Origin of the sequence: Pseudomonas cichorii, from assembly GCF_015471405.1 — a bacterium.
GTDB classification, from domain to species: domain Bacteria; phylum Pseudomonadota; class Gammaproteobacteria; order Pseudomonadales; family Pseudomonadaceae; genus Aquipseudomonas; species Aquipseudomonas serbiensis.
Genome location: NZ_BLVZ01000002.1, coordinates 397,537 through 412,522, shown reverse-complemented (window position 1 = coordinate 412,522; position 14,986 = coordinate 397,537). Strand labels below are relative to the sequence as shown.

The 14,986-nt window shown below is 58.2% G+C and carries 15 protein-coding genes; 6 read left to right on the top strand and 9 right to left on the bottom strand.

Annotated elements, in window-relative coordinates; translation table 11 throughout:
- Positions 1–19 precede the first annotated feature (19 nt).
- Together JL015_RS03795 and JL015_RS03790 are read left to right on the top strand one after the other, a co-directional pair.
- Positions 20–394 carry a tetratricopeptide repeat protein gene (locus JL015_RS03795; RefSeq protein WP_201017458.1) on the top strand — a complete coding sequence of 125 codons (375 nt, stop codon included), beginning with the start codon at positions 20–22 and terminating at the stop codon, positions 392–394.
- Between the two features lie 199 nt (positions 395–593).
- The gene (locus JL015_RS03790; protein ID WP_201017457.1) at positions 594–953 is read left to right on the top strand and encodes a PilZ domain-containing protein; all 360 of its coding nucleotides are present in this window, start codon (positions 594–596) and stop codon (positions 951–953) included.
- A 10-nt stretch (positions 954–963) separates the two neighbouring features.
- Here JL015_RS03790 and JL015_RS03785 read toward each other — a convergent pair whose 3' ends face one another.
- From JL015_RS03785 to JL015_RS03760, 6 genes are read right to left on the bottom strand one after another with little or no spacing between them, the layout of a single operon-like run.
- Positions 964–2,307, bottom strand: a complete 1,344-nt coding sequence (locus JL015_RS03785; RefSeq protein ID WP_201017456.1) for a DUF58 domain-containing protein — start codon at positions 2,305–2,307, stop codon at positions 964–966.
- Entirely contained in the window at positions 2,304–3,359 is a 1,056-nt protein-coding gene (locus JL015_RS03780; protein ID WP_201017455.1) for an AAA family ATPase, read from the bottom strand. The genes JL015_RS03785 and JL015_RS03780 overlap by 4 nt, the downstream gene beginning before the upstream one ends.
- Positions 3,356–4,585 carry a DUF4350 domain-containing protein gene (locus JL015_RS03775; protein ID WP_201017454.1) on the bottom strand — a complete coding sequence of 410 codons (1,230 nt, stop codon included), beginning with the start codon at positions 4,583–4,585 and terminating at the stop codon, positions 3,356–3,358. Before JL015_RS03775 ends, JL015_RS03780 begins: the two co-directional genes overlap by 4 nt.
- Positions 4,582–6,171 (bottom strand): DUF4129 domain-containing protein, encoded by a 1,590-nt coding sequence (locus JL015_RS03770; RefSeq protein ID WP_201017453.1) that lies wholly within the window; start codon positions 6,169–6,171, stop codon positions 4,582–4,584. The genes JL015_RS03775 and JL015_RS03770 overlap by 4 nt, the downstream gene beginning before the upstream one ends.
- Positions 6,158–7,138: a stage II sporulation protein M gene (locus JL015_RS03765; RefSeq protein WP_201017452.1), complete on the bottom strand. Its 981-nt coding sequence runs from the start codon at positions 7,136–7,138 to the stop codon at positions 6,158–6,160. The genes JL015_RS03770 and JL015_RS03765 overlap by 14 nt, the downstream gene beginning before the upstream one ends.
- Positions 7,135–7,860 (bottom strand): RDD family protein, encoded by a 726-nt coding sequence (locus tag JL015_RS03760; RefSeq protein WP_201017451.1) that lies wholly within the window; start codon positions 7,858–7,860, stop codon positions 7,135–7,137. Before JL015_RS03760 ends, JL015_RS03765 begins: the two co-directional genes overlap by 4 nt.
- Positions 7,861–8,019: 159 nt before the next feature.
- Between JL015_RS03760 and sbcB the strand changes: the two genes are divergently transcribed.
- Positions 8,020–9,450: an exodeoxyribonuclease I gene (gene sbcB, locus JL015_RS03755; RefSeq protein WP_201017450.1), complete on the top strand. Its 1,431-nt coding sequence runs from the start codon at positions 8,020–8,022 to the stop codon at positions 9,448–9,450.
- Between the two features lie 87 nt (positions 9,451–9,537).
- Here the strand turns inward: sbcB and mvaT are convergent, their stop codons facing one another.
- Complete coding sequence (gene mvaT, locus JL015_RS03750; RefSeq protein WP_201000236.1) at positions 9,538–9,915, bottom strand: histone-like nucleoid-structuring protein MvaT; 378 nt, start codon at positions 9,913–9,915, stop codon at positions 9,538–9,540.
- Between the two features lie 346 nt (positions 9,916–10,261).
- Between mvaT and purU the strand changes: the two genes are divergently transcribed.
- Complete coding sequence (purU, locus tag JL015_RS03745) at positions 10,262–11,113, top strand: formyltetrahydrofolate deformylase (protein ID WP_201017449.1); 852 nt, start codon at positions 10,262–10,264, stop codon at positions 11,111–11,113.
- Between the two features lie 113 nt (positions 11,114–11,226).
- Positions 11,227–11,403 carry a hypothetical protein gene (locus JL015_RS03740; protein ID WP_201017448.1) on the top strand — a complete coding sequence of 59 codons (177 nt, stop codon included), beginning with the start codon at positions 11,227–11,229 and terminating at the stop codon, positions 11,401–11,403.
- Here the strand turns inward: JL015_RS03740 and JL015_RS03735 are convergent.
- Positions 11,361–12,149, bottom strand: a complete 789-nt coding sequence (locus JL015_RS03735; protein ID WP_201017447.1) for a DUF2334 domain-containing protein — start codon at positions 12,147–12,149, stop codon at positions 11,361–11,363. The two genes, JL015_RS03740 and JL015_RS03735, sit on opposite strands and share 43 nt — an antisense overlap.
- Positions 12,142–13,233 carry a glycosyltransferase family 4 protein gene (locus JL015_RS03730; protein WP_201017535.1) on the bottom strand — a complete coding sequence of 364 codons (1,092 nt, stop codon included), beginning with the start codon at positions 13,231–13,233 and terminating at the stop codon, positions 12,142–12,144. Before JL015_RS03730 ends, JL015_RS03735 begins: the two co-directional genes overlap by 8 nt.
- 224 nt (positions 13,234–13,457) lie before the next feature.
- Here JL015_RS03730 and JL015_RS03725 point away from each other — a divergent pair, with 224 nt between their 5' ends.
- A complete protein-coding gene (locus JL015_RS03725) occupies positions 13,458–14,945 on the top strand; it encodes a helicase HerA-like domain-containing protein (RefSeq protein ID WP_201017446.1) in 1,488 nt (495 codons plus the stop codon).
- The last annotated feature ends 41 nt before the right edge of the window (positions 14,946–14,986 follow it).

The following is a 14,986-nucleotide window of genomic DNA, read 5'->3' as shown; positions in this document are numbered from 1 at the left end:
CACAGAACAGGAGACTCTCATGCGCATTTTAACGATTCTTGTATTACTGGTTGCTGTCAGCGGATGTACCCGTTGGGCGATGAACGCCAACTTGAATGAGGCCTATCAGGCTTATGATCGTGGTGATTGCGACAGTGTGATGCTGTCTCTGTCGAAGGTCGAGCGTCAGAGCCGTGATCGCCCGTACGTCCTGCCGGAAGTGTCTATGCTGCGTGGGCAATGCCTTGAAAGGCAAAAGCTGTATATAGATGCGGTGCAGACCTATCAATTTCTGATTGCCAGGTATCCTTCCAGTGAATATGCGTACCGTGCCCGCGCACGCCTCGATACCTTGTCGCAACTGGGCCATAACCTCGGTGGACAACCTGCGAAGCCCCTTCCTGCGTCAAAATGATTACACCCGATTGGGGGAAAAGTAGCGTTTTTGGGTGGATGTTAAAAAAATCTCGGCTAGGCTCTGTGTCAAGGGAATGGAATGTACAGAGCTAAACCTGTTTCAAGGGCTTTCCATGCGGCATGAGTAGGTCGTAACCGCAGGGAATTTGAATTGTTCGCGTGCAGGATCACGCCCAATAGTTCAGAAGGCGGCTGAGATGCAAAGGAATCGAAGGATTGAACGTCACCAATTGCAAGATTATCTTCACGTCTCAAATCGCTACACCGGCAGGTCGATAGGTTGTCTGGGCAATGTCTCTGAAGAGGGATTGATGCTCATCAGTGACTTGCCATTACTGGTCGGCGCAGTATTTGATTTGCGCATGAAGATGCCCGTTAACGAGAGCGGGCAAAGGATGGTAGATGTAAATGCCACCTGCCTGTGGTGCAACGAAGATGAAACACCTGGAAACTACAATTCGGGCTTTTTATTGAACACGGTGCCTGAGGGCTATCGTGATCTTGCCGATGCTCTGCGTCATTACTTCTGCTTCTACCTTGTGGAAGCTTCAGCCTGACGCAGGCGATTTACAGGGTTCCTGCTTTCTTCCAGCTCAAGTAACGAGTGACCAGTTGTGCGCCCAGTTCTGCTGGGCGTACATCCATGACCGGGATTTCCTGGGCTGCCAGGCGTTCATGAAGCCCGGCTCTCGCATTGAGAAAATCGATGGTCCCGCAATAAGCCAGCGCCTGATCGTAGGTTTGTACCGACGATTGACGCAGGCTGTCGAGAACCTCTTCACGCAGACTGGCGACCAGTACGCGGTGATGGCGGCTGAGCTGTTTAACGGCTGCCGGCAGCTCTTCATCGTCTTCATCGCGCAGGTTGGTCACCAGTACCACCAGTGCCCGGCGTTTCTGCCGCGCCAGCACCTGGCGTACCGCAGCGCTGTAGTCCGCTGCATGCTGAGTACTTTGCAGGTCATAAACCTTGTTGAGCAACAGGTTCAACTGGCTCTGCCCTTTGACCGGGGCCAGATAGCGCTGCTGTTCGCCGGCAAAGGTCATCAGCCCCACGGCATCTCCCTGGCGCAATGCAACGTAACTGAGCAAGAGGCAGGCATTGAGGCTGTGATCGAAGTGCGACAGGTCGCCATCCTGACTGCGCATACGTCGGCCGCAGTCGAGCATGAGGATGATTTGCTGGTCGCGCTCGTCCTGATATTCACGGGCAATGGGCGTGCGTTGCCGGGCAGTGGCTTTCCAGTCGATCTGCCGCAGGCTGTCACCTTCGCGGAATTCACGCAATTGATTGAATTCCAGCCCGAGACCCCGGCGTTGACGCTGGTGTACGCCGATCTGACTGAGCCAGTTATCCACAGCCAGCAATTGCCCGCCATACAGTCGGGCGAAATCCGGGTAGACGCGGGTGCTGCCGGGCAGCGGCAGATAGCGACGTGCAGACCACAGGCGCAACGGGCTGGGCAGGCTGACTTCGCAGTGCCCGAAGACGAAATGCCCTCGGCTCAAGGGGCGCAGACGATACCCCAGCCGGCCTTGTTCGCCGCTGGCCAGGGTGATCGATTGCGGCATGTTTTCAAATTCAAGACCGTTGGGAATGTGATCGAACACTTGCAAGGTCAAGGCACTCGGGTAGACGTGCTCAAGATCCAGCCGCACTTCGCTCCAGCGTCCCAGTGCCAGGCTGCCCGGCAAGTGGCGCTGCACGCCGGGTGACGGTTGGCGTGCGACCTTGATGAGGTCGAACAGGCTTGCCCCGGTCAGCCCGAGCAACGCTCCCCAGAACAGGGTTGTGACCTGGTGGGGTAGCTCGACGCCCAAAGCCTTGAGGGTTCCGAGCAGCAAGGCAATGCCCGCCAGCCCGCCAAGCCAGCGCAACAGTACGACAGAAGGCCTGAATGCCTGCTTCATAGGCGCGGTGCCGGAACCTGATCGAGTACTTGCTTGAGTACCTGATCCACCGAAAGACCTTCGATATCCAGCTCTGCCGATAGCCGCACGCGATGGCGCAATACGGCCAGGGCGCAGCCTTTGATGTCGTCCGGTATGACGAACTCACCGCCGCGTAACAGTGCGCGTGCCCGTCCGCCACGGGCCAGAGCGATGGACGCCCGTGGCCCGGCACCGAGGCTCAGGCCTGGCCAGGTGCGTGTGCTGCGCGCCAGTCGCACGGCATAGTCCAGAACCTGTTCGTCCATGGGCAGTTCGCTGGCGATGCGTTGCAATGCCTGAACCTCACGGGCTTGCAGGATCACCCGCAGGGGTTGCACATCAAGCATGTCGGCGCGGGTCGAGCGGGTGACTTGTCGAACCATGGCCAGTTCTTCCTGAGCGTCGGGATAATCCATGCGCAACTTGAGCATGAAGCGATCCAGTTCAGCCTCTGGCAACGGATAAGTGCCTTCCTGTTCGATGGGGTTTTGCGTCGCCAGCACCATGAAGGGCTGGGCAATGGGTAACGCTCGGCCCTCAAGGGTGACTTGCCGTTCCTGCATGGCTTCAAGCAGCGCGGCCTGAGTCTTGGCCGGTGCGCGGTTGATCTCGTCGGCCAGCAGCAGATTGGTGAACAGAGGCCCCTTGCGCAGTTTGAACTGCTCGGTCTGCATGTCGTACACCGCATGGCCGGTGACATCGCTGGGCATCAGGTCGGGAGTGAACTGGATGCGGGCGAACTCACCGCCGAAGCAGCGAGCCAGGGCGCGGACCAACAGGGTCTTGCCCAGCCCCGGCACACCTTCAAGCAACACATGGCCGCCGCCGATCAGGGCGGTCAGGACATCGTCGATCACTGCATTCTGGCCGATCAGTGCTTTTTGCAGCTCATTGCGCAGCGCCTGTGCCAGATGGCTGGCGCGTTGACGTTGCTGCGCCTGATTGCTCGGCGCCTGTTCGGCAGCACCCTGGGCTTCGGTAGGCGTGAGGTCGTCGGGAGTGTGAGGCTGGTCGGTCGTTTGATCGCTCATAGGGCATTCCTGAGGGTTTGCAGGTGGGCAACCTGACGGGTGAATTCGGCACTGGACATCCGCTGGCTGGGTCTTGGCCGCAGGGCGTCGCTGATGGCGCTGGTGGGTTGGCGAGTCAGGCGGGCCAGAACCTGCCACTGATCGGTTACCCCCAATCGTTCAAAACCGGGATGGCGCAGGCGGGCGCGCCGCAGGATATCCATTTGCAGGCTCTTGAGCAGAACCTGCTGACCACTGCGTCGGCGCACAAAGTCGGCACTGGCGCGCAGATGCTCAGCCAGTTGTCGCCTGCCTCTGGCGGCGGGCGCTTGCAAGGGGCCTTCACGCAGGCCGACATGCCAGAGCGTCAGGATGATCAGTAGCGCGAGTGTCACCAGCGCCAGCGGGAAGTTGCGCAGCAATAGTCCCGGCAGGCTGTCATGCTCGGTTTCCAGAAGCATGGTCACCGCGCTGTCCTGGGTGAGATACCACAACAGCCAGGCGTTGTCGTATTTGGCGATGGCGCGGTTTTTCCACAGATCCGAGTCCGTGAGGACAGTGATCAGCCCCTTGCCGTAGATCATTTGCAGCATGTGCGTGGCATCGGCGCTGTTGGCCCAGGACTGGGCGTGATCCTGCGGATCTTCCAGATGGAAGGCCGGGCTGAAACTCATGTAGGCCGGTTCTTTTTCGTTTTCCAGATACAGGCGAGTCAGTTCCGGCCAGCGCATGGAAGGTGCCGCAGGGCGCGGGGCAATCATGGGAAGGGGCAGTCTGGGGCGTGCCTCGTTTTCCAGCCGTTCCTGTTCGCGGTCCTGTCGCTTGATATCTCTTGTGAGGTATTGGCGAACCTGAACCCTGTCCAGCAACAGGTCGCCGCTCCGTCCCTTTTTTTCGTCCCATAGCTGCTCGGCGACAAACAGCAGATGGCCACCCGATCTGGCCCAGTCCAGCAGCCGTTCGACCTGAGCAGGCGTCATGTTTTCGCGACTGTCGAGCAGCAAGAGCGTTTGTGCCTGCTGACTGACATCGGGAAGAGCGAGCAGGGTGCGGGTCGTGTTTACTGACGTCGAGCGTTGCCGAAGGAAGTGTTCGGCAGCCAGGTACGGATTGGCCGCTACTTCCGGTGAAGGCCCTTGATCGATGATTTCTTCGTAGGGCTCAAGGTTCTTGTAGGCATAGACAGCGCTCAGTACCAGCGCCACGAGCACCAGCAAGCCGATGAGGATCTGCTTGCGCCGAGTCATCGCTGTACTCCGGCATCAAACAGGCGGCGCCAGCCGTCACAGAGTTCCTGCTGCAGATGAGCGGGTGGCAGGCGATGGCCGTAGGCGAGGTTTTGCCAATGGGTGGTCAGGTTGCGGCTGAACTCGCTCAGCAGTGGCTGGTTCAGTTTCGTGACCTGCTCCAGCACCTGGCCTTCGGTGTCGGCGTTCTTGAGGGGAAGTTGATAGTCACTCAACAAGCGGCTGAGCAAGCCGCGATACAACAGGCTCAACGCTTCTCGCGGTTGGGTGGCCCAGAGTCGCTGGGCGTGGCTGGCAATGTCGTCAGGCAGGCTTTGGGCCGTGATGGACAGGCCGAACAACTGCTCGGGCCTGTCATGCAAGGTTTTGCGCTTGCCATTGCCTCGGCCTACAAAGGTCTTGAACCACTCGCGATAACGCCAGACCAGCCAGCCGATCAGGGCGATGGCGGCCCCCCAAAGCAAGACCTCCAGTACGTTGGCGATCACATTTGCCGACCTCAACAAGCCGTTCAGCCATTTGATCAGGGCGCCTTCACTGCCGGGCTTGGCCTTGGACGCGGGCTCTTCGTGTTCCGGGAAGCGCCAGCCGCTTACGGTCTTGGGGTTCTTGAACGGTGGTTGTTGCAGCAGGGCCTTGATGTCCTTTTTCGCGTCTTCGCTGGTCAAGGCCTGATGCGTCAGGCGTGGTGTATCGGGCGCAGCGGGTTGCGGGTCATTGATGGCTGGATCCTGCTCCGGCAGCGGGCAGCTATAGCTTTGGGGTTCGTCTGCCAGGCTCGACGTGGGCAAGGCGGACAGGGCCAAGCCTGTGGCTATCAGCAGGACAGAAGCGCTGCCGATCAACCGTTGGCGCAGGCGCCTGAATATCAGTTCGATATCCCAGGCTTCCAGTGTGGTGCGGCGATTGAGGTACAGGGTAAAACCGCAGGCAACGTAGATCGGCCCCCAGAACACCAGCACCAAGGCATAAAGCGCATTGCTCAGGTGTTCAAGCCAGTTCCAGCTTCCGTCCGTATTCAGCATGCTGTACCAGCGCCAGTCGAGTTCGATCTGCTGGGGAATGAAGGCATAGAACAGCAGGATCAGGCCGAACCACAGCGCAAATTCCAGATGGCTGCCGACGATGGTCAGGCAGCGGGCGGCGCGCATGTTTTTTTGTTGGAGCAGGGCGATGCGCTGGCTTCGTTCGATGCCTGAAAGGTTTTCCAGTTGTTGCACCGGCAGCAGGAAACTGCGACTCAGGCTCAGGCGTCTTGTGGTCAGGCTGGGGAGCAACTGGTTCTTGAGTGTCGCAGGCCAGCCCTTGAGCGCCTGTTTGAGTGTCGGCGCAGGGCCGAACAAGGCCTGGGAGAGAATCAGCAGGGACAAGCGCTCAAAGACGGGTTTTAGCCACCAGATCAGGATGAAGACCAGCGAGGGATAATCCCACAGCAATACGCTGAGCAGTGTGAAGACCGGCAGTGTGACGATGGCCCAACTGCTCATCAGCAGGGCCCGGTGCTCGCGGGCCAGCAGTACGCCGAGATCGATGGCTTCCCAGGCGTTGCGCGGACGTATCGTGACGCTGGCGTCAGTCAGGCGCATGGGCTGTCCGTCCTGCCAGAGCCAGATAGGCAATCACCAATGCCCAGAGAGCGGCGCCCACCAGATATTTGATGAGAGGGGCGGGCCAGGTCATCGATGACCAGTAGGCTTCTATAAAGGCCGCAATAAACAGGAACAGAATGACGCCGCCGATCAACTGCACACTGGTTCGTGCCGCCAGACGCAAGGCTTCGGCGCGGGTCAGGCGACCCGGAGCCAGCAAGGCCCAGCCCAGTTTCAGGCCTGCCGCGCCGGCCAGGGCAATTGCCGTCAACTCAAAGGCACCGTGCCCCACCACGAATGACCAGAATGTCTGGCCAAAGCCGATCTGTGTCAGGTGGCCGGCAACGGCACCGATCATCAGGCCGTTGAACAGCAGGAAGAACAGGCTGCCCAGGCCAAAGAGCAATCCGCTGGCGTAGGTCTGAAACGCGATGCCGATGTTATTCATGATGTAGTAGCCGAACATCATCCAGTCATCGCTGGATTCTCGCTCCAGCGCCTGGCCTATGCGTTTCGCGGAGGGGTCGTACATGCTTTCCATGTCGCTGACCTGTGCCGGGCTGAGGATGCTGTAGACCAGATCCGGAAAGAAATACACCAGCAGGCCCATGCCGATCAGGCTGGCGAAAAACAACAGGCTGGCGACCAGTACGAAGCACCATTGCGCCCGAACCAGACGCGGGAAGCCTGCGAGGATGAAACTCAGGAACTGCGCACCGATGCTGCTGCGATGGCGGTAGAGCTGTTGGTGGCCGCGCATGGCCAGTTGTTGCAACGGGTCGATCAAGTGGCTGCTGTAGCCGCGTTCCCTCGCCAATGCCAGTTGATGGCAGATACGCCGGTAATCGCTGGCGAAGGTTTCGCCGGTTTCGGGATCGCTCTTGCTACGCTCAAGTGCATCCAGGCGCTCACTGAAACGTTGCCATTGGGGTTGGTGACGGGCTTCGAACAGGCTCTGTTTCATGTTGGCCCCAACAGGCCGCGGGCCAGGCCATTGATGTGCGCGACTGCCTTGCCGGGAGGAATGTGCAAGGGTTCTGCCAGAATGGCTGCCAGCTCTTCAGTGCGGGCAGCGGAGAGTTCGCCCTGGCGTTCCGCCAGATCCATGACGGCACGTTGTTCGTCCAGAGTCAGCGTGAACGGCGCAACAACCGGCTCGGCTTGCGGCAGAACGGGGCGCTGGACCGGTACATCGCGATAGATCACGCAGGTTCCGGCCGCCAGATCGCCCAGACGCTTGAACATGGGATGGCTCAGGCAACTGATGATCCCGATGCAGTAACCGAAAGGCAGCATGTCGACGACGCGCAGCAGGTTGCGGATCAGCGACGATGCCCAGTCGATGGGCGTGCCATCGTCCTGTACCACGCGCAGGCCCATGATGCGTTTGCCCGGCGTGCTGCCTTGATTCAATACTTCAAACAGCACCATGTACCACCAGGTCACCAGAAACGTGGCGATGGAACCCAGGCCTGTGCCGAGTTTGTCGAACAGCCGGAAGAACATGATGAGTGCGCCGATGATCAGCACTCGGATGCCGAGATCGATCCCGAAGGCCAGTGCGCGCGGCAGCAGACCGGCTGGACGGATGACCAGATCGATGCCTTCCGGGGTCTCGATCCCTATTCGGGTATCCAGTGGCGCGGGCGGCGCTGCATTCCTTGGCGAGGCTGGAGGCGATGACATTGTCGGGAGCAGGGCACCTGAAAGCGATTTGTGATGCTATCGAGCAAGGCTGTGGTGCGCAACAAGGCATTCCGGGCTTTGTGGGGCAATAAGGCTTTAATTCGCCACAGGCATGCTCGACAACCTACACTTTGCAGGTCTTTTGTTCAGGATCAGCCCGTGACCTCCAGCATCTTCTGGTACGACTATGAAACCACCGGTATCAATCCGCGCAGTGACCGTGCGTTGCAGATGGCCGGCATTCGTACCGACTTCGACCTCAATGAGATCGCAGAGCCCGTAAATCTTTATTGCCAGCCCGGCGACGACATTCTTCCTCATCCGGCGGCGTGCCTGATTACCGGGATCACGCCCGAGCGTCTGGCTGAAAAAGGGCTCTGCGAAGCCGATTTCATGACCCGTGTGCATGCTGAACTGTCGGCTCCCGGCACATGCGGTTCGGGCTATAACACGCTGCGTTTCGATGATGAGGTAACCCGTTACAGCTTGTATCGAAACTTCTTCGATCCTTATGCGCGAGAGTGGCAGGGCGGTAACAGTCGCTGGGATTTGATCGATGTAGTGCGAGCCGCCTATGCACTGCGCCCTGACGGGATTGTCTGGCCACAGGAAGAGGGCAGAGTAACCCTCAAGCTGGAACGCCTGACCGCCGCCAATGGCATTGATCACGGGCAAGCCCATGATGCGTTGTCGGATGTGCGGGCAACTATCGCTCTGGCGCGCCTGATACGTGAGAAACAACCAAGACTGTATGACTACCTGTTCGCTCTGCGCAGCAAACATAAGGTTCAGGAACAGATTCGTCTGATGCAGCCGCTGGTGCATATCTCAGGACGCTTTTCTGCGGCCCGTAATTATCTGGGTGTGGTATTGCCGCTGGCCTGGCATCCCAGGAATCGCAATGCCCTGATTGTGTGCGACCTGCATCTGGATCATTCGCCTCTGCTGGACCTGGATGCCGAAGTTCTGAAGCAGCGTTTATATAGGCGTCGTGAGGAGATGGCGGAGGGTGAGTTGCCGGTGCCGCTCAAATTACTGCATATAAATCGATGCCCGGTGATTGCGCCGCTCAGTGTCTTGCGCAGTGAAGATCAAGAGCGCTTGCAGCTGGATATGGCGGGCTATCAGGCGCGCGCGTCTCGGCTGAACGAGAGTCGTGAAGTTTGGCAGAGTAAATTGCCTGCTTTGTATGACAAGGATGATTTCACGGCCACCGAAGATCCCGAGCAGCAATTGTATGATGGATTTATTGGTGATCGTGATCGTCGACTTTGTGAGCAAGTACGCTGTGCCGAGCCGGAACAACTGGCCCATGATGCGTGGCCTTTTGACGATGGGCGTCTGCCTGAGTTGTTGTTTCGTTATCGCGCCCGTAACTTCCCCGATACCTTGAGTGACGAAGAGCAACAGCGTTGGCGCCATTTTTGTCAGGCGCGGCTACGCAGCCCGGAATGGGGCGCTCCCAATACCTTACAAAGTTTTACAGACGCGCTGGCCGAGTTGTCTGTTAATGCCACCCCTGCGCAGCTTCAGGTGTTGAATCAGTGGCAGAATTATGTACAGCATTTAACCGGGCGATTGGGAGTATAAGGCGAGAGGGGGGGAATCTTATTAATAAAAAAACGCCAGCAAGCTGGCGTTTTTAACGGGTGCAGATGCGGTGCAGCCCTGTAAGGCTTAGCCCAGCAGAGTGGCCCAGCTTTCAACCTCGTCGCTGCCCCACTTGGCTTTCCACTCTTTCAGAGTTTTATGGTTGCCACCTTTGGTTTCGATGACTTCGCCGTTGTGCGGGTTTTTGTATTGCTTGACTTTGCGAGCACGCTTGGTGCCGGTAGTTTTCACTGCACCGCCACGAGGCGCTTTAACTTTGGATTCTGGATCCAGAAGTGCAATGATGTCGCGCAGCGATTTTTGGTATTCGCCCATCAGTGTGCGCAGTTTGCCTTCAAATTCCAGCTCGGTTTGCAGTTTGTCGTCTTGCGACAGGTTTTTCAAACGGGCTTGCAGTTCTTTGATGGCTTCTTCTGTGGCGCGGTATTCGTTGATCAGGGACATGAGGGAACCTTATGTTGTGATGGGTTTCAGGGTTACAGTCACGCAATAATAGTCAGAGAACTTGAGCAAGTAAACATTAAATAAAAGTTTTATTGGATTATTTAGAATATACACCCCGTCTACAGATTCATGGAACTAGCAAGCGGGTGTGCGACTCCCAAAGATGCACCCTATTAAAGCACCGCTAAATAGAGGGTTTGTTTGGGGCTTGAGCGCTGACAATGTGATGCTGGCAAGGTGCAATCTCTGGCGGCGGGTTTTCTTGAGAGGCAGGCAAAGGGAATACTGCAGTTTTGCCGCACAGTCGCTAGAATAGCGCCTTTGCGAAGTTCTGGAGTTTCCCTAAATGCGCACTTTTCGTCTGGTGATTGCTTGCCCGGACCGTGTTGGCATCGTTGCCAAAGTCAGTAACTTTTTGGCATCCCATAATGGCTGGATTACCGAAGCGAGCCACCATTCGGACAATCTCAGTGGCTGGTTCTTCATGCGTCACGAGATCCGTGCCGATACATTGCCCTTTGATCTCGAGGGCTTTCGCGAGGCGTTTACGCCTATCGCCGAAGAGTTCTCGATGGACTGGCGCATCACTGACTCTGCGCAGAAGAAGCGCGTTGTGCTGATGGCCAGCCGCGAATCCCATTGCCTGGCTGACCTGCTGCACCGCTGGCACAGCGATGAACTCGACTGTGACATCGCCTGCGTGATTTCCAATCACCAGGATCTGCGCAGCATGGTCGAGTGGCACGACATTCCTTATTACCACGTCCCTGTCGATCCAAAAGACAAGCAGCCGGCATTTGCCGAAGTTTCGCGTCTGGTCGGTCATCACAAGGCTGATGTGGTGGTTCTGGCGCGCTACATGCAGATCCTGCCGCCGCAGTTGTGCAGCGAATATGCCCATCAGGTGATCAACATTCACCACAGCTTCCTGCCATCGTTCGTCGGCGCCAAGCCTTATCATCAGGCCTCGCTGCGTGGCGTGAAGTTGATTGGTGCCACTTGTCACTATGTCACCGAAGAACTCGACGCCGGTCCCATCATCGAGCAGGACGTGGTTCGCGTCAGCCATCGCGACAGCATCGAAAACATGGTGCGCTTCGGCCGTGACGTGGAAAAAATGGTCCTGGCCCGTGGTCTGCGTGCTCACCTGGAAGACCGGGTGTTGGTGCATGACAACAAGACCGTGGTTTTCGATTGATCATTTGCGCCATTCGCGAATAAATTCGTTCCTACGCCTCTGTAGGAGCGAATTCATTCGCGAGACGTCATTGAAGGCGACAGATTTTCTTCGAATGTACGGGCGCCTTGCTAATGACCGATCCCCTCGACAAAGCCACCTCCACCGCGCCTCCCACTCTGGGCGAAGGCTGTCTGAGTCGCTACGACCTTGATGAGTTGACGCCTGAAGACGGCGCCGACTTCTCTGAGGCCGCTGAATTGTGGCGTCAGTTGCAAGAACAATCCCCCGAGCCCGACAGCAACGCTTGAGCATTCAGCCAGGCGATTTTGGTCATGGGCTGACGTCCTTCCTCCAGCAAGCGTTTGAGGGTGTCGAGCCAGTAGCGGCGCGAGAACCCATGGCGCATGTCGACAGGGTGCAGGCCCAGACGAATGGTCGGTGCTTCCTGAATCCTGGACCTGTGCAGTTCGCTGACCACTTTCGATACGCCTCGCCGCCAGGAACTTCGTGCGCTCCAGACAAGACCGGGTGCATCGATGCTCGTAAAGTCAGGTAATCGATAAAGGTGCTGCGAGTCGCTGGTGTAAGCCAGTGGCAGTTGGCGCAGCGCTTCGCGGGTGCCTTGGCTCATCAACCAGGCGGGTGCCACAAAACCGTGAAGGGGCCAGGCATGGCGTCTGAACAGTTCAATACCCGCTTCCAGTCGCGCAAGGGCCTGTTGTCTGTTCAGGGTGTAAAACTCGCCTTCCCAGGTGAAGATGCGACGCATGAAGTATTCATGCAGTGAGCGGGGCGCAGGGCCGTCGTCGTAGTGACAGTAACCATGCAATGCCAGCTCATCGCCTCGTTCAAGCCTGCTGTGCAGCAGGTTAGGCAAGTACGGGTCGTTATCCAGCGGGTGGCGTTTGTGGAAGTCCGGTACGACCAGCCAGGTGATGGGGATCGAGCCCAATGCATCCACGGCAGCCACAAAGGGCTGATAGTCGGCCCAGGTTGGCGGCGCGACATCATGCAGGACCAGCAGGACACTGCGCGGTTTCGGCGTTTCAGCCATGGGCGAGTGCTGGCAGGCGACAGCCCAGGACTGCTCGATAATGTTCGAGCAGGCCGCTGATCACGTTATCCCAACTGTAACGCTCCTCGACATGGCGTCGAGCCGCCAGGCCTTTCTGCTGCGTGTCATGGCTGAACAACTCGCGAACGGCGAAGGCCATCGCCTGGGGATCATTCGCATGACACAACAAGCCGCACTCCGGTTTTACTATTTCAGTAAAAGCCCCGGCCGCGACGGCAATTACGGGAATGCCGCTGGCCATGGCTTCAAGGATTACCAGGCCGAAAGTCTCCTGATCGCCTGCATGTACCAGGGCATCGGCACTGGCCAGCAGTTGTGCCAGCAGCCTGGTGTTGCAGAAGCGTCCGATAACCGAAACATTGTCCGGCACCTGGACCGGCATATGTGAACCCACCAGCAACAGGTGATAGTGCGGGCCAAGTTGGCGCATGCATTCAAGCAAGACCGGCAACTTTTTCTCTTTCGAGCCGCGCCCGGCAAATATCAGCAGATGGGTATGTTCGTTCAAGCCGAGTTCAGTTCTGATGTCCGGGTTTCGATGGCGGGGGTTGAATGTCTCCAGATCGACGCCCAGGGGCTGTGTATAAACATTTTCTACGCCCAGGGATATCAACTTGTCAGCCATGATCTGACTGGGCGCCAATACCCGGTCGAAGTTGCCGTATAACTTGCTGATGTAGGCTTCGACACTGGTCCCCATCCAGTGGCCCATGCGGTTGCTGACCAACAATGGCAGATCCGAGTGATAGAAGCCGATCACCGGCACTTCCAGTTGCCGCCGGGCATCGAGTGCCGCCCAGGCAGTGAGGTAGGCATCGCCGACTTCTATCAGGTCCGGTTGCAGGCTATGCAATACATTGCGCCAGGGCGATACCCGTAACGGAAAGCGGTAACCATTGCTGAACGGCAAGGCAGGAGCGGCCACTTTATAAACCCCGTCGTTATGGCTTGAGCAGGCACCGGGGATCAGCAGGCTGTGGCGCACATCCGGGTAGCGCTCAAGGCGGCGGTGCTTGGCATCGAGGTAAGTGCGTACTCCACCGCTGGCGGGGGCGTAGAACATGGTCATGTCGGCGATATGCACAGTTGGCACTCCTGCGATCAATGGCAGTTCTTTCCTTGACCTCCCACAAGAATAGATGTTCGCGTGCAAATCCCGCCGCCCGGCGGGAGGATGGCAGTCAGCCTTGTTGAAACTGGTCAATACTATGCGTTCTATAAAAAGCGGCTGGCTGGCGGTCAGCTATTTCCAACAGCTCTGCATGATGTGCATGAGAAGGTGATGACATGCCCGATTCTCAGGAAATTGCGTTGGGGGCCGACCTTGGTGGGCAACCGGTCTTTCAGGCTTTGCGCCTGACCAATCGTCATGGTCTGGTGGCCGGTGCAACCGGGACTGGCAAGACGGTCACCTTGCAGCGTCTGGCTGAAGCCTTCAGCGATGCCGGCGTGGCCGTATTCGCCGCGGATATCAAGGGCGATCTCTGCGGGCTGGGGGCAGCGGGCAATCCTCAGGGCAAGATTGCCGAACGGATTGCCGGGATGCCCTGGCTCAATCACAAGCCTCAGGGATATCCAGTAACGCTGTGGGATATTGACGGCAAGTCCGGCCATCCCTTGCGCACGACATTGAGTGAAATGGGGCCGTTGTTGCTGGGCAATCTGCTTGAACTGAGCGACAGCCAGCAATCGGCGTTGTACGCAGCCTTCAAGGTGGCTGATCGTGAAGGCCTTCTGCTGCTGGATATCAAGGACCTCAAGGCACTGCTCAACCATTTGCGCGATAACCCGCAGTTGCTGGGGGAAGATGGCGCGCTGATGACTACCGGTTCCAGCCAGGCCTTGCAGCGGCGTCTCGCGGTTCTGGAGCAGCAGGGCGCAGAAGCCTTGTTTGGTGAGCCGGCCTTGCAACTGGAAGATATCCTGCGGCCTGCCAGCGACGGGCGAGGGCGCATTCATCTGCTGGACGCCAGCCGCCTGGTACACGAAGCCCCCAAGGTCTACGCCACTTTCCTGCTGTGGTTGCTGGCAGAACTCTTCGAGCAATTGCCTGAGCGTGGCGATGCAGACAAGCCGCTGCTGGCGCTGTTCTTCGATGAAGCGCATCTGTTGTTTGCCGATACGCCCAAGGCCTTGCAGGAGCGGCTTGAACAGGTGGTGCGTCTGATTCGCTCCAAGGGTGTCGGTGTGTATTTCGTCACTCAGTCGCCCGGTGACCTGCCGGATGACATTCTGGCGCAGTTGGGGCTGCGTATTCAGCACGGGCTTCGAGCGTTTACGGCCAAGGAGCAGAAGTCGCTGCGTGCAGTAGCCGATGGTTTCAGGCCCAACCCTGAGTTCGATGCATTGAGTGTGCTGACTGAGCTGGGAATCGGTGAAGCGCTGGTGGGCACCTTGCAGGACAAGGGTACGCCGGCCATGGTCCAGCGGGTTCTTGTGGCTCCTCCTCAATCGCGCATCGGGCCGCTGAGCGAAGCCGAGCGTGTCAGCCTTATCAGCCAGTCGCCTCTGGCGGGGCGCTATGACAGGCCTGTCGACCGGGAGTCGGCCTACGAAATACTGGTCACCCGCAAAGCGAGCGAACCGAGTCAGGCCGATGCACCTGCCGCAAACACGCAGGAGTCGGAAAGTTTCGGGGACAAGGCCAGTGAGTTTCTGGGAAGCGTTGCAGGGCAGGCGGTGAAAAATGCCATGCGTCAGGCGGCGACTCAATTGGGTCGTGAGCTGGTGCGGGGTTTGATGGGGTCGTTGCTGGGCGGCAAGAAGCGCAGGTAAGGCGTCAAAGGCGGTGCGTGCGCACCGCCTTTGTATGGAGC